Origin of the sequence: Acinetobacter sp. YWS30-1 (assembly GCF_033558715.1) — a bacterium.
Classification (GTDB): Bacteria; Pseudomonadota; Gammaproteobacteria; order Pseudomonadales; family Moraxellaceae; genus Acinetobacter.
In genome coordinates this window covers 2,494,962-2,510,321 of sequence record NZ_CP114606.1, presented here as the reverse complement: position 1 = coordinate 2,510,321, position 15,360 = coordinate 2,494,962, and the positions used below count along the sequence as shown (strand labels likewise).

General features: G+C 44.8%; 13 protein-coding genes and 1 tRNA gene. 6 read left to right on the top strand and 8 right to left on the bottom strand.

Annotated elements, in window-relative coordinates:
- Nucleotides 1–306 precede the first annotated feature (306 nt).
- The 5 genes from cysM (at nucleotide 307) to O4M77_RS11820 (ending at nucleotide 6,547) form a co-directional block, all read left to right on the top strand.
- Nucleotides 307–1,236 (top strand): cysteine synthase CysM, encoded by a 930-nt coding sequence (cysM, locus tag O4M77_RS11840; protein WP_034702431.1) that lies wholly within the window; start codon nucleotides 307–309, stop codon nucleotides 1,234–1,236.
- 17 nt (nucleotides 1,237–1,253) lie between these two features.
- Entirely contained in the window at nucleotides 1,254–2,072 is an 819-nt protein-coding gene (locus O4M77_RS11835; RefSeq protein ID WP_159123080.1) for a 3'-5' exonuclease, read from the top strand.
- A gap of 6 nt (nucleotides 2,073–2,078) precedes the next feature.
- Entirely contained in the window at nucleotides 2,079–3,455 is a 1,377-nt protein-coding gene (gene rlmD / locus O4M77_RS11830; RefSeq protein ID WP_323713503.1) for a 23S rRNA (uracil(1939)-C(5))-methyltransferase RlmD, read from the top strand.
- Between the two features lie 44 nt (nucleotides 3,456–3,499).
- The gene (locus O4M77_RS11825) at nucleotides 3,500–5,809 is read left to right on the top strand and encodes a RelA/SpoT family protein (RefSeq protein ID WP_159123078.1); all 2,310 of its coding nucleotides are present in this window, start codon (nucleotides 3,500–3,502) and stop codon (nucleotides 5,807–5,809) included.
- Between the two features lie 93 nt (nucleotides 5,810–5,902).
- Nucleotides 5,903–6,547, top strand: a complete 645-nt coding sequence (locus tag O4M77_RS11820; protein ID WP_313398012.1) for a hypothetical protein — start codon at nucleotides 5,903–5,905, stop codon at nucleotides 6,545–6,547.
- Between the two features lie 60 nt (nucleotides 6,548–6,607).
- Here O4M77_RS11820 and secF read toward each other — a convergent pair whose 3' ends face one another.
- From secF to queA, 8 genes are all read right to left on the bottom strand, one after another.
- Entirely contained in the window at nucleotides 6,608–7,582 is a 975-nt protein-coding gene (secF, locus tag O4M77_RS11815; RefSeq protein WP_171248464.1) for a protein translocase subunit SecF, read from the bottom strand.
- Nucleotides 7,583–7,589: 7 nt separating this feature from the next.
- Nucleotides 7,590–9,488, bottom strand: a complete 1,899-nt coding sequence (secD, locus tag O4M77_RS11810) for a protein translocase subunit SecD (RefSeq protein ID WP_159123076.1) — start codon at nucleotides 9,486–9,488, stop codon at nucleotides 7,590–7,592.
- A 52-nt stretch (nucleotides 9,489–9,540) separates the two neighbouring features.
- Nucleotides 9,541–9,870 carry a preprotein translocase subunit YajC gene (yajC, locus tag O4M77_RS11805; protein ID WP_004783613.1) on the bottom strand — a complete coding sequence of 110 codons (330 nt, stop codon included), beginning with the start codon at nucleotides 9,868–9,870 and terminating at the stop codon, nucleotides 9,541–9,543.
- 100 nt (nucleotides 9,871–9,970) lie between these two features.
- Nucleotides 9,971–11,101, bottom strand: a complete 1,131-nt coding sequence (gene tgt, locus O4M77_RS11800) for a tRNA guanosine(34) transglycosylase Tgt (RefSeq protein WP_262738105.1) — start codon at nucleotides 11,099–11,101, stop codon at nucleotides 9,971–9,973.
- A 122-nt stretch (nucleotides 11,102–11,223) separates the two neighbouring features.
- A complete protein-coding gene (locus O4M77_RS11795; RefSeq protein WP_323713502.1) occupies nucleotides 11,224–12,078 on the bottom strand; it encodes a DUF4303 domain-containing protein in 855 nt (284 codons plus the stop codon).
- A 111-nt stretch (nucleotides 12,079–12,189) separates the two neighbouring features.
- The gene (locus tag O4M77_RS11790; protein ID WP_286716323.1) at nucleotides 12,190–12,759 is read right to left on the bottom strand and encodes a LemA family protein; all 570 of its coding nucleotides are present in this window, start codon (nucleotides 12,757–12,759) and stop codon (nucleotides 12,190–12,192) included.
- A 25-nt stretch (nucleotides 12,760–12,784) separates the two neighbouring features.
- The gene (locus tag O4M77_RS11785; RefSeq protein ID WP_180011728.1) at nucleotides 12,785–13,813 is read right to left on the bottom strand and encodes a hypothetical protein; all 1,029 of its coding nucleotides are present in this window, start codon (nucleotides 13,811–13,813) and stop codon (nucleotides 12,785–12,787) included.
- 18 nt (nucleotides 13,814–13,831) lie between these two features.
- Nucleotides 13,832–14,866 (bottom strand): tRNA preQ1(34) S-adenosylmethionine ribosyltransferase-isomerase QueA, encoded by a 1,035-nt coding sequence (queA, locus tag O4M77_RS11780; protein WP_323713501.1) that lies wholly within the window; start codon nucleotides 14,864–14,866, stop codon nucleotides 13,832–13,834.
- A 167-nt stretch (nucleotides 14,867–15,033) separates the two neighbouring features.
- Between queA and O4M77_RS11775 the strand changes: the two genes are divergently transcribed.
- A tRNA-Leu gene (locus tag O4M77_RS11775) sits at nucleotides 15,034–15,120 on the top strand.
- Nucleotides 15,121–15,360 lie beyond the last annotated feature (240 nt).

Genomic DNA, 15,360 nt, shown 5'->3' with positions numbered 1-15,360 from the left:
TTTGCATATTAGCATGCTTTAAATCTACTGTTAAAATTTCAGTATTATTTTTCTAAAGCTTCAGATTAAGGCAGAAAATAAGAACTATTGCGCTTAATAGTCGTTATGGGGGTTTGAGCAAACCTTTTTAGGGGTAGAGGTGAGCTAAGTCACTGTCACAATTGAGGAGTTTTATCAAGCTAAAACGGGACGAATTGGCCATGCCGATCGTGATTTATACAGTTTTATGCAAAAGCACTGCTATAAATGGGTGCAGGGAAATGCATTTTTTCATACAATAGCCGCACCTCGATATAGGTGCAAATAATGAGTAATACCACCCCTGATTTTCAAGCAGACGAATTTTTACTGGACCATTATGTAGGCAAAACGCCACTGGTGCGTTTGCAGCGTCTGGCTAGTCACACTCAAGCCACAGTACTCGCAAAACTCGAAGGAAATAATCCGGCAGGCTCGGTCAAGGACCGTCCAGCGTATAACATGATCATGCAAGCTGAAAAGCGCGGACAGATCAAACCGGGTGATACCTTGATTGAGGCGACCAGCGGAAATACAGGGATTGCATTGGCGATGGTTGCGGCCATGCGTGGTTACAAGATGCAGCTGATTATGCCGAATAACATGAGTCAGGAACGTAAGGACGCAATGCGTGCTTATGGTGCTGAACTGATTGAAGTGACCAAAGAGCAGGGCATGGAAGGTGCACGTGATCTGGCCTTGCAAATGCAGGCTGAAGGTAAAGGTCTGGTGTTAAACCAGTTTGGTAACCCGGACAATGTCGAAGCGCATTACCTGACCACAGGTCCTGAAATCTGGCAGCAAACAGGTGGCAAAATTACACACTTTGTCAGCTCAATGGGTACGACTGGTACGATCATGGGCGTATCTAAATATCTGAAAGAAATGAATCCGGATATTCAGATTGTGGGCCTACAGCCATCTGATGGTTCTAGTATTGCCGGTATCCGCCGCTGGCCAGAAGAATATTTGCCAACGATTTTTGATCGTAGCCGTATCGACCGTATTATCGATATTCCACAGATTGAAGCGGAACGCACCATGCGTAAACTGGCGCAAAAAGAAGGTATCAGTGCCGGTACATCTTCTGGCGGTGCAGTTTGGGCATCCATCAAGCTCGCAGAAGAAAATCCGGATGCAGTAATTGTATGTATTATCTGTGACCGTGGTGACCGTTACCTGTCTACAGGCTTATTCTCTGTACAAGACCCTGAATAATTTTTGAGAAATCTTTTATGCGCCTGCCTGTTTTAACTTTCGATATTGAAACCCAAACCGATCTTAAATCAGGCGCGCATCTGTTTGGTCTGGATCTACCCGAGGCTGATCTGGATCAGGCCCTGACCAAGTTACGCCGTCAGGAATCAGGCTCGGACTTTCAGCGTCTGCCTTTGCATGAGATTGTCTGTATTTCCGGTTTATGGATGGATGAACAGGGTATGCGCCTGTTTTCTTTCAGCCGTGAACAATACAGTGAAGCAGAGATTTTAAAAAAATTCTTATCCATTTTTGAAAAGCGTCATCCAACTCTAGTCAGTTGGAATGGCTCACAATTTGACCTGCCGGTTATTCTTTATCGGGCCATGTATCATGGTTTATCTGCCCCAAGTCTGTTCGATCAGGGCGAAATCGATACGCAAAAGCGTTATAATAACTACCAGAATCGTTACCATCAGCGTCATGTTGATTTGATGGATGTTATGGCCATGTTTCATGCCCGTCATTTTCAGAAACTGGATGATGTTGCTCATTTACTGGGTTATCCAGGCAAGCGTGGTGATGGTGGCTATCATGTACCTGAATATGTACGTAACCAGCAATGGAACGCACTCACCAGCTATTGCGAAGGTGATGTGCTCAATACCTGGTTGGTCTATATTCGCTGGCTGTTGCTAAAAGGCCAGTTGATGTTGCCTGATTATCAGCATCTGGTGCAGAGTACGATTCAATACCTGCATACCCAGCCGCAACATGCAGATTTTTTATCAGTCTGGCGTGAAACCTCACAAAGAACTGAATTTACCCGTTTTGATTTTCCCATCTCCACATCCTAGGTTTTCATGAAACGTCGAGTACAACCACGTCCAGCGCCGCAATCCGAGTATATTTTTCAGGTTGAATCACTCTCACATGAAGGACGTGGCATCGCTCACTATGGTTCACATCCGGATCATCCACTTGAAAAGCATGGTAAGAAAGTCTTTATCCGCTATGCCTTGCCGGGTGAAACCGTACGTGCCCGCATTACCCGTGAAGTCAAAAAACTGGAAGAGGCGGATAGCCTTGAGTTGCTCAGTGAGGCTTCCGAGATCAGGGTCAAACCTGTGTGTCCACATTTTGGCGTATGCGGCGGCTGCAATATGCAGCATATCCATCCAGATGCCCAAATTGAACTTAAGCAGAATGTTCTGAAATCACATTTGCAGCATTTTGCCGGGATTCAGCCTGTAGAATGGCTGCCACCGTTACGTTCACAACGTGAAGATTACCGTCGTAAAGCCCGGATTGGGGTGCGTTATCTGCCTCAAAAAGAAAAGTTGGTGGTTGGTTTTCGTGAAAACCAGTCCAATAAGCTGACCTCGATTGACCGCTGCATGATTCTGGATCGCGAGTTTGGATCGGTTACACGTCTTAAACAATTGCTCCAAAGTCTCGATGGTCAGGCAGATATTGGTCATATAGAATTGGCTATGGGTGATCATGACATTGCGTTGCTCATTCGTGAAACCGCAGAATTATCGGTAACAGATGTCAACCGATTGCGCCAATTTACGTTAGAGAAAGGTTGGCAGCTTTATTTGCAGCCTGTAGGCCAAGATTATTTGAAGCGGATTGATGAGCCTGAACAGGCAGCACGCTTACACTATGGTCTTGATGACTTTGATGTGGAATTCGGTTTTAATCCATTGGACTTCACTCAGGTCAATTCAACGATCAATCCGCAGATGGTTCGCTTGGCATGTGATTTGCTTCAATTACAGCAAGGCGAACGCGTTCTGGATCTGTTTTGTGGATTAGGAAACTTTTCTTTGCCACTGGCGCGTTGTGTTGGTGCATCTGGTCGGGTGGTTGCGGTTGAGGGGAGTGAGGAAATGGTGCAACGCGGTGCAGAAAATGCTAACCATAATGGTATTGCACAAGTTTCGTTCTATTCACAAGATTTAACCAAAGATTTTTCGCACCAGTCTTGGGCAAATCAAGGATTTGATGCATTATTAATCGACCCGCCACGTGCTGGAGCAGAAGAAGTTATGCATTATATCCCTCAGTTTGGTGCCAAAAGAATCGTTTATGTGTCATGTAATCCCGCTACGCTTGCAAGAGATGCAGGGCTACTGGTAGAACAGGGTTATCAGCTAACGAAAGCCGGTGTGATGGATATGTTTACGCATACCGGACATGTCGAGTCGATTGCCTTGTTCGAAAAAGAAAATTAAATAAACGATCAAAGAGATGATGTATCTAAAAGTAGGAGAAGGGTATGGTCACAGTACGTGAGCAACTGCCTGGGCGGCTCAATGAGTTGTCACAGGAGGCGACTGTAGAACATGCCGAACAAGCACAGCAGGATCTGACTGAATGGTTAGATCGGGTTCGTGGCATATTAGACGGGGCTCCCCTGAAGCAGCTCGAAGAAGTTGCCCGTTTAACCTTAGAAAAAGAGCTACAAAGTACGGTTCAGCATCGCTCTAATACCTTCTATACCGGTATTGAAATGGCGGATATTCTCGCGCATCTCTATGTCGATGAAGATACCTTGTCCGCTGCCATGCTTTACCGCGCAGTACGTGAAGGCGTCATGCCACTGGCAGAAGTGCAGGAAAAATTCGGTGAACAGGTCTACAGTCTGGTCAAAGGCACGCTGTCCATGGGTAAGCTGTCTGAGCTGATTGAAAAAAATAAACGCTTGGAAGATCACTTTAATAATAACCAGCGTGAACATCTGTCTGGCATTTACAAGATGCTGATTTCAGTGACAGAAGATGTCCGCGTCGTGTTAATCAAGCTGGCAGAACGTACCTATGCACTGCGCGAACTGGCCAATTCTTCACGTGAACGGCAAGAACGGGTCGCACGAGAAATTCTCACCATTTATTCTCCTCTAGCGCATCGTCTCGGGATTGCCCAGTTGAAATGGGAACTCGAAGATCTGGCCTTCCGCTATCTGGCGCCAGAACGCTATAAAGAAATTGCCTCTTTGCTGAATGAAAAGCGTCTGGAACGTGAACAATATATTCAGTTCGTGATTGATAAATTGCGTGAAGAGCTGGCAGAACACGGCATTGAAGCTGAAATTAACGGCCGGGTGAAGCACATTTATTCGATCTATCGGAAAATGAAAAGCAAAAGCCTGAGCTTCGACCAGCTGTATGACATCCGTGCGCTGCGTGTATTGGTGAAAAGTGTGCCTGAGTGTTATCACACGCTCGGGATCGTACATCAATTGTGGCGACATATTCCGCATCAGTTTGATGACTATATTACCAATCCGAAGGCCAATGGTTATCGCTCTTTACACACAGCTGTGATTGCGGAAAACAAGTCACTTGAAGTGCAGATTCGTACTTATACGATGCATGAAGAGGCTGAACTTGGCGTATGCTCACACTTCAACTATAAGGAAGGTTCGAAAAATACCGATACTTCCTTTAATCATCGTCTGCACTCCCTGCGTGCAGTGATTGAGCATTATCAGGAACGCAATGAAGCCAGTGCACATAAGGATGAAGAAGAGGAAGTTGAAAATTTTGAGCATATTCAAGATTTTGAAGGCTTCGAAAAAATCTATGTGTTCAGCCGTGATGGTGATATTAAAGAGTTACCACGAGGGTCAACCGTACTCGACTTTGCCTATCATGTACATACGGAAGTCGGTAACAAATGCTATGCGGCCCGGGTCAACCAGCGCTATGTGCCTTTAACCTATGCCTTGAAAACCGGGGAACAGGTTGAGATTCTGACCAAGAAAGACCGTGAACCAAATCGGGACTGGTTGGTCAATTCACTGGGTTATATCAAGACTGCACGTGCCCGTGACAAGTTACGTCACTGGTTCCGTCAGCAGGATCGCAGTAAGAACCTGGAAGTGGGCCGTGAAATTCTGAATAAAGAATTGGCACGTCTGGCAATTCATCCAAAATCAATCGACTTGGGTGATTATTGCAACCATTTCAATGTGAAGAGTGGTGAAGATATTCTGATTGGTCTGGTGAATGGTGATATTAGCCTGCATGCCCTGATCAATCAGGTGAACCGTCATATGCATCTGGATCAGGATGAGCCTGAACTGGTGCTGAAACCAGCCTTGAATCCGCGTGCCAGCCATACCTTGTCTGCACATGGTATTCTAATTGATGGTCTGGATAACGTCGAACTGCATGTAGCCCAGTGCTGTCAGCCAGTCCATGGTGAATCGATTGCGGGATATATTACCTTGAATCGCGGTGTAAGCATCCATAAGGTAGCTTGTCCGGATTATGTACGTATGATCAGCCAAGAACCGGAACGTGCAGTAGAAGCCGACTGGGAAATGCAGCCGACTCGTGGCCAAAGTGTACAGATCGTGGTGGAAGCCTATGACCGTCGTGGCCTGCTCAAAGATCTGACTCAGGTGATTTTCTCGGATCAGATCAATATCCGTCAGGTAAATACTATTTCTGAAGCAGATGGTATTGCCAATATGAAACTGTTGATTGAAGTCAAAGGCTTGGCTCAACTTTCCAAACTATTGGCCCGTCTTGAACAGCAGCCGGGAATTATCAGTGCCCGCCGTCTGGTACAAGGCAACTGATTCTTTTTAGGCATGATTAGAAAAGCCTGCAATTCAATTGCGGGCTTTTTTGTTATAAGGTGTGCTGAAGAGAAAAAAGAGCAAATAATAAACATGAGTGCCACGGAAATATTTGAACTGAGACGAAATAATCTGGCCAAAGTGATTGATCAGTTGATTGATAGCCAGCAGTTTAAAAATGGCAAAGAGATTTGCGAGCATTTTGGTCTGTCTGCAGCCTATATTACCCAGCTATTGAACAGTAAGCGCCAGATTGGAGAAAAGGCTGCACGCGAGCTGGAACAGCAACTGAGTTTAGAAAGTTTAATATTGGATCGTGCTGAAGCACCTGTCATTGAAGTAGCACCGAATCCTGTAAAAATGACTTTGTTCCAGATGCAGGTTGTTGAGCAGCAAGCCTTTAAAATGAAAGCCATAGATGCGGTAGAAAATCTTGTACCTTGGCTAAAATTGGAACCTCAGCATTATGCCATTCAGGTCACAGGACAGTATTATTTTCCCAGCCTAAAAGCAGGCTGGTGGTTGGTCTGTGATGAGCAAGCAGTATTACAGTCATCTAGCTTGGCGTGCGTATATTTAAGTAATGGTCTGCAACTCATTGTCGAACTGATTTCGGAAAGCCAAGACAGCTATCAGATCCAAAGTCTGGATGAAAGCCGCAAGGTCAGTTTCCAGAAAGCTGATGTAGCTAAAATCCATCCTGTGATTGCCATCGTGCCTCCGCAGCAATTTTCTTAGACCAGAAATAATTCAGCCCATCATAAGATGGGCTGAATAGTGAAATTGAAAACGGGCAGCTTATGGAAGCTGATTTTCGTCTTCAAACTCTGGTTTCACCTGAACAATAAAGTCCTGACGATTCAGACCGCGCCACAGGGCGAAGGCTGTACCGATATAGATCGAAGAATAGGTACCGACAAAGACACCTACAAACATCGCGATCGAGAACCATTTCAGGCCAGCACCGCCCATGATCATCATGGCCACTACAACCAGTAATAAAGTCATAGAAGTATGAATGGTACGGCGTAAGGTTTCAGTCAAGGCAATATTGATAATTTCAACAGGTTCGGCACCCCGGATCTTACGGAAGTTCTCACGAATACGGTCAGAGACCACGATGTTATCGTTGAGTGAGAAACCGATGATCGCCAGTACGGCTGCCAAAACAGTAAGGTCAAACGGCCACTGCATCATGGCAAAGATACCAATCGTCACTACGATATCGTGGAACAATGACAGTACCGCACCCATCGCCAGTTTGAACTCAAAGCGGATGGTGACATAGACCAGCATCAACAAGAGGGCAAGGGCAACTGCACCCGCAGAACGCACATACAGCTCGTTACCGACCTGTCCACCGACTACATCGACCTTAGGTACCTGAGCCGCATTGCCTGGCAGCTGAACTGCTGCAGTAACAGCTTTGGTAAGGTCTTCTGCTTCAATATCTTCCTGAACCGGCATACGTACCATCAGGTCACGTTCCGAGCCCAGCGTTTGCACGACCGCATCATCAAAGCCAGCTTTGCTGAGTGCCTGAGTCACATCATCTGGTTTTACTGGATTGGTATAGTTCAGCTCTGCTGAGACACCACCAGTAAAGTCCAGACCGAGGTTCAAGCCTTTGGTCGCAATAAAGAAGATGCTGGCAACCGTCAGGATGATAGAGAACACTGCCGCAGGCAATGCAATCTTCATAAACGGAATGATACGTTCGTCTTCAGGGCGACCGTACTGTTTCTGATTCAGTTGAGTATTTTCAGTCATCATCGATCTCCTAAATGCTCAACTTTTTCAAGTTACGTTTTTTGCCATAGATGATCTGTACGATCGCACGGGTTACGGTAATCGCCGTAAACATCGAGCAGACAATACCAATCATCAGGGTGACAGCAAAGCCTTTGATCGGACCAGTACCAATTGCGAACAGAATGAACGCTACCAGGAAGGTAGTTAAGTTCGAGTCGAAAATGGTGTTATAGGCCCGATCATAACCGGCCACAATTGCCTGTTTCGGCGAGGCGCCCCATTTCATTTCTTCCCGTATCCGCTCACAGATCAGTACGTTGGCATCGACCGCCATACCGATGGTAATCACGATACCCGCGATACCCGGCAGGGTGAGGGAAGCGCCAATCCACGACATCACTGTCAGAATCATCGCCAGGTTAACAACCAGCGCAAAGTTGGCAATTACACCAAACAGACGGAAGAATACGACCATCCAGATCGCTACCAGAATGAAGCCGATTTGGGTAGAGAGTACGCCTTTATCAATATTTTCCTGACCCAGACTTGGACCAATCACACGTTCTTCTACAAAGTACATTGGCGCAGCCAACGCACCTGCACGCAGCATCAAGGCAAGCTCAGAAGCTTCCTGAGGTGAGTCCAGACCGGTAATACGGAATTGAGAACCCAATACTGCCTGAATGGTAGCAGCGTTAATCACCACAGATTCGGTATATGGTGTACGCACTTCAGTTTGTGCTCCTGTTGCCGGGTCTTCTACGTAGCTGATCTTTTGCTTGTTCTCAATGAACAGTACCGCCATACGTTTGCCTACGGCATTACGTGTGGCATCTGCCATCAATTTACCGCCAGCGCTGTCCAAAGTAATATTAACTTCAGCACCACCAGTATCCTGACTAAAGCCAGAAGATGCATTTTGTACACGTTCACCGGTCAAAATACGGTTACGGTTTAGCAATAACTGACGACCACTGTCCAGAGATTCATAAGCAAATGCCTGAGTTCCTGCTGGAGCTGTACCACTTAATTGGCCAGTATAAGGATCGATGTATTGATCATTCAGATCAGACACCAGACGGAATTCCAGGTTCGCCGTACGACCCAAGACACGTTTTGCTTCTGCGGTATCCTGTACACCCGGAAGTTCAACCACAATACGGTTGCTACCTTGGGTTTGTACCAGCGCTTCAGCCACACCTAACTCGTTAATACGGTTACGTAAAGTAGTTAAGTTCTGGTTCACCGCATAAGATTCGATTTCCTGCTTACGCGTATCGGTATAGTTGAGGCGTAAAGTCGAACCGGTTTCAGTCGCCACTGCCTGCTGATTGAATTCATTGCCATTACGGCGCAAGAAATCCATGACAGCAGCACGATCATCATTATTGGCAAACTGCACAACAATGGTGTTATTGCTTAAATTCAGACTATTGAATTTCAGGTTGTTATCACGCAGCTGACGACGCAGGTCAGTTGCAGAGGTGTCCATGCGCTGTGCAATCGCCTTATCCATATCCACTTCGAGCAGGAAGTGAACACCACCACGTAAGTCCAGACCCAGTTTCATTGGTTTGGCACCAATTTTCTGTAGCCATTCTGGAGTGGTTGGAGCAAGGTTAAGTGCTACGACGTATTCATCACCTAAACCACGGCGTAAAGCTTCTTTGGCTTTCAACTGTGCTTCACTTGAATTTACACGTAATAAAGCAGCGTTATTACTAAAGCTATTGTCGTGAGTTGCAATATTTTCAGTTGTTAAAATCTGCTCTGCTTTTTGTACGATGCCTGCGTCAATCTGAGTACCGGCTTTGGCACCCGAAATCTGTACAGCAGGTTCATCTGGATACAAACTTGGCAGGGCATATAAAGTACTGACCACCAGGACAACCAGGATCAGCACATATTTCCATGCTGGGTAACGCATTCGTTTTCTTCTTAAAATGAAAAAGTCGTGCGGGGAGCACGACTAATTTTGATTAAATGTTATTTAAAGTGCCTTCAGGCAGAACTGAGATCACACTCGCGCGTTGAACTTTAACTTCTACACCGCGGCTCAACTCAACGACTGCGAAATCACCTTCAATTTTAGTGATTTTGCCCATTAAGCCGCCTGCAAAAACGACTTCGCTGCCTACGCCAAGGCTGTCAACCAGAGCACGGTGCTCTTTGGCACGTTTTGATTGAGGGCGCCAGATCAAGAAATAGAAGATTGCAACAAAAACCGCAATCATCAAAAGGTTAGCCATCAAGCTTGGTTGTTGTGCAGCTTCACCTGCAGCGTGAGCAGTTGAAATAAATAGGCTCATTTCATTTTCCTAAAATAAAAAACTGGTGATCGACTTGATAATAAATTGATATATTCTTGCAATTTACCCTGTCTTTTTCCTCAGCGCAAATGCTGAAAGATTAATCTTGTGGACAAGGTGGAACTTCTAGGCCACGACGAGCGTAAAAGTCCTGAACAAATTCATCAAAAGTTCCGTTATCCAGCGCGTTGCGGATATCTTCGGTAAAACGCTGGTAATAACGCAAGTTATGGATGGTACCGAGCATAGAACCCAGCATTTCTCCACATTTCTCTAAATGGAACAGATAAGCGCGGGTAAAGTTCTGACAGGTATAGCAGTCGCAATGTGGATCAAGCGGGCTTTGATCATGACGGTATTGGCTGTTACGGATACGCACCAGACCATCGGTCACGAAATAATGTCCGTTACGTGCATTTCGGGTCGGCATGACGCAGTCGAACATGTCTACACCACGACGGATGCCTTCAACGATATCTTCCGGTTTGCCGACACCCATCAGGTAACGCGGTTTATTTTCCGGCATTTTGTTCGGAAGATAATCCAGCACCTTGATCATTTCTTCTTTCGGTTCACCGACAGACAGACCGCCAATCGCATAACCGTCGAAGTCAATCTCAAGCAGGCCTTTTAAAGATTCATCACGCAGGTCTTCATACATCCCGCCCTGAATAATCCCGAACAGGGCATTTTTATTGTTGAGTTCATCATGATGATGCTTCTTGCAGCGCTCAGCCCAGCGTAAAGACAGCTGCAAAGATTTCTGCGCTTCTTCATGGGTCGCTGGATAAGGCGTACATTCATCAAAAATCATCACGATATCGGAGTTCAGCGTATGCTGAATTTCCATCGAAATTTCAGGTGAAAGGAAAACTTTTGAACCATCAATCGGTGAGCGGAAGGTCACGCCTTTTTCTTCAATCTTGCGCATTGCACCCAGACTGAAGACCTGGAAGCCGCCTGAGTCAGTCAGAATCGGTTTATTCCATTTCATGAAACCGTGCAGGCCACCATGCTGCTTGATGACTTCAAGACCGGGGCGTAGGTACAAGTGGAAGGTATTACCGAGGATAATCTGCGCTTTAATGCCTTCAACATCACGTGGCAACATGCCTTTAACCGTGCCATAAGTACCAACTGGCATAAAGACCGGTGTCTCTACTACGCCATGTTCAAGCGTTAAACGACCACGACGGGCACGACCCGACTGACCTAATTTTTCAAACTTCATAAGAGTTCCAAATCAAGGCGAAAAAACAGTTCGCTGATTACTAATGCGAATTAAAGGGCGCTATTTTCCTTGATTCTGACCTTAAACGCCAGCATTGTAGAGAATTCACTCTGTAATTTTATTTATCGATGAATAGAGGAAATATCAGGTGAAAGAGGTGAGTTTGCAGAAAACTGCTGTAAGCGCTGCATGATTTCTTCCCGGCTCAAGGCATAGCTGCCGTCAGGTTCAGCCGCCATGGCAGCAATATGCTGGATCAGTTTCTGGATATACATACTGCTGTCGATAAAATAGGATTCTAATGTTAATAAATATGCATCCTGCGCTACTTGCAAATAGTCATAAGGCTCCATAGCCAGCATTTGTTTCAGATCAATCAGAATATCCTTATCACTTTGTGAGAGTTTTAAACGTTTATTGACTCTCGGTTGAGACAGGGTCTGTCTGAAAGCTAAAAAGTCCTGCAATAAGCGACTGTCGGAATTGAGTTCAAGTGCAGATTGGCATTCACATTCGGGTTGGATCGGAACGCTGAGGAAAAAAATAATCGAATCTAGATCCAGACCATAAGCTTCAGATAATTTGCGTTTGGCTTGTTTAAAAGTTTCTAGCAATAAATCCAAGTGAGTAGCAGGAAGCTGTTTTTGTTGAGCTAAGACAGGATGGCCAAAACTATGCTGGGTTTTAAAATACTCTGCCAGCAAAGTTTTAAAAGGCATGAGTTCAGATTGTGAAGAGCTTTGGCTTTTATAGCGCCATTTTCGTACATTCCAGCGATCCCGTTCGGCCAGATATTGCTGTGGATCTTCAGGGTCCTGAAAAAAGCTACGTTCTGTGGAAATCGCCAGATCATCCAGCAGCAAAAATTCATCAAAAACCAGACTACAGGCATAGATGTGATCCTCCTGATAGCGGTCATACAGCTGATAAAATTCCTTGACCAGCGTCTGTTGCAAGTGTTCTAAATAATCCAGCATGATTTTTTATTCTTTTTATTGGGTTTTTATAAGTGTATTGCTTTATCTCTCGCTATTGCATCATAAGCCAATGTATTGCAAATCAAAAACTATAAAATGTAATGATTTTTCTCAGTGAAAGTTCGGACGATAGTCAAAGTTCTGACTCACGGTCTGGTCACGGAAAGGGCGTACTGCTTTCTTTTTGAGGAACATGTTATTGATAATATTATGCGGGAAAATCTGGATCTGATTATTGAAGAGTTCAACATTGCGGTTGTAGATGGTAATTGCAGCACCGACATTTTCATTCTGTTCTTCAATTTCATTCATCATTTTCAGGTAAATGTCATTTGCTTTCAGTTCAGGGTAGTTTTCAATCACCACATTCAGGCTGCGCATTAGTTCTTTATTCAAGTTTTCAACCCGTTGTAACTGGGCAATATCGGCATCCTGAATATTCAGGTTCATAATGTTCTGGCGCAGTTCAGTAACTTTCTCTAAAGTCCCTTTTTCAAAACTGGAATATTGCTCAACCAGAGGTTGCAGACCATCCAGGATTTTTAGTTTTTGCCGCTCATAGCTGGCGACATCGGACCATGCACGAATAGTGGAGTTATGATGACGCACAATGCTGTTACGAATCATGATAATGGCAATAATGACCAGAAGCGGGATAATGACAAAAACAAAAAATCCCATAAAAGTAGTCCCCAGAAAAAAATAATTATTTTAAAAATTGCGTCAGATCAGTATGTAACTTTTCCAATTCTATTAATTTAAACGTTCTGAGATGGCCACGCAATGTGGAAATATCGCTAATTTTATCGTGTTTACTGGATACCTCAAATAAATCATGTGGTCCCAGATAGCAGAGTATATGGCTTTCCGGGTGAAACAATAAATCGCCCTGACGCTGTTCAAAAAAGTCCGCTAGTCGAAGTACAAAACCAGGCGTGAGCATTTTGGCCATTTGCATCGGATCACTGCCAAAGAAATTTAACTTCTGGTTGGTGCGAATGTCGCTGCTGTGCCAGGGATAAGCATAAGGATAATGAAATTTCTTTCTGGAGGTAGTCACGGCTAGCCCCTGAATCTGAACATCAAAAACAAATACCCCCCAAAGGTCTTTATGTACCTGGGTCAGTTTGACCGGTTGACCTTCCTTATTGCGTACCTGAACTTCATGCACATAATGATATTGAAAGACCAGAACCTGATGTTGTTGACCATCTTCATCTTCCCAGACAGTGCTGGCATAGCGTGAAATTTCATTACTCAGAGAGCCTTGATTAAATACCGGAAAAAGACGTTTTAAATGGCTAATAAAATGTAGGGGATTCAGTGGAATAGAAATATGTTGTGGCTGCCTCTGAAAAGCCAGCTGGTATTTTTTGGCGAGCGCCTCATCTTCCAGATAACGAATGACTTCATCCAGTGGCTTTCGATGTTCATAGCTGATATAAGCCCAGAATACCAATAGGCATCCAAAGAAAACACCGCTTTGCATCCAGATATTGGCAGGCGCTACAAAGATGCAGCCAATCAGAAAGAGTCCGATTCCGGCCAGAGCAAGCGGTAAATTATTTTCAAATTTTAAGCTAATTGGGCCATTCCAGGGGTGCAAGCCATCCAATAATTCCTGATAGCTTTTGGCCTGACGACCCAGATCCCAGAGCCGGGCGATATTGCGAAACACCACTTCATTTTTCTTACGTCGAATATGAATGGAATGCTGCACAGACTCGATCGGCATCGGGACGGTTCCTGTTGGTTATTGCGCTTGATCAATCAGCATGGCATCGCCATAACTGAAGAAGCGGTATTTGCTTTCAACCGCGTGCTTGTAAGCATTCAGGATGTTTTCGCGGTTAGATAGAGCCGAAACCAGCATGAGCAGGGTAGATTCCGGTAAATGGAAGTTGGTGATTAGACGATCCACCACTTTGAACTGATAACCTGGGTAGATGAAGATTTGAGTATCACCGGTCCAGCCTTTTAGTTCACCACCATTGGCCTGAGCCGCACTTTCGGTCGCACGGGTTGCGGTCGTACCCACAGCAATCACTTTATTACCACGTGCTTTGGTGGCTTTGATCAATTCCATGGATTCATCCGATACCTGACACCATTCGCTGTGCATGATATGGTTTTCGATATTATTGGTACGAACTGGCAGGAAAGTACCTGCACCGACATGCAAGGTCACAAAGGTTTTCTGAATGCCTTTTTCTTCCAGTTTCTTCAGCAATTCTTCATCGAAGTGCAGGGAAGCGGTAGGAGCAGCAACGCTGGCCAGTTTTGTCGGATCATTGAAAACGGTTTGATAACGAACCGTATCAATCTCTTCCGCTTCACGGTTGAAATAGGGTGGAATTGGTAGCGCGCCGTATTTGTCTAAAACATCCAGAATCGGCTGAGAAAACTCGACAATAAACAGATTTTCATGACGGCCTTGAACGGTGACTTTGACTTCATCTGGACCAATAAATAATTCTGCACCGGCTTTAGGTGTATTGCTGGCCTTGATATGACAATGCGCAATGAACTGATCCATCATACGCTCAACCAGTACTTCAACTGCACCACCAGAGGCACGTTTACCTTTCAGGCGCGCTTTCATCACTTTGGTATCGTTCAGAACCAGCAAATCGCCTTCATTCAATAAATCCAGAATATCGGTGAACTGGTGATCGTGATATTGGCCATGTGCATCAAGGTGTAACAGGCGGGAAGCACTACGTTGTTCAAGAGGATAGCGAGCAATCAGCTCATCAGGGAGATCGAAACTAAAATCAGAAAGTTGCATGACAATTTACGATAAAAAAACTGCAGCTAGTATAAACTTTTTTCTTTTTTATGGCGGGAATTGCTCGATTATAAAACAAAAAAATAAGAATTGTTTTAAAATTAGGCAAATGTGTTTTTTCTGCGTTGACAAGTTTTTGAAACAGAGTAATATAGCCGTCATCCACTCCCGAGGTGGTGAAATTGGTAGACGCGGCGGACTCAAAATCCGCTGTCAGAGATGACGTGTCGGTTCGAGTCCGACCCTCGGGACCAAGATTCTGAAGAACCCCAAGCATATTAAGTCTTGGGGTTTTTTATTGCCTAAAAATAAGCACGTAGATGTGGACCTCATTGATTGATCGCATTCTGTATCTTTAATTTGGTAAGGCATCTTTCAGGATAAGAACCTTAATCAGCACTTAAATAAACTAATTGCCTTTATTCTGAATATAAAAAAACCCCACTCACCAAATTTTTCTTTTTTCACTATTAAAAATAAAATTCAGGAGTGGA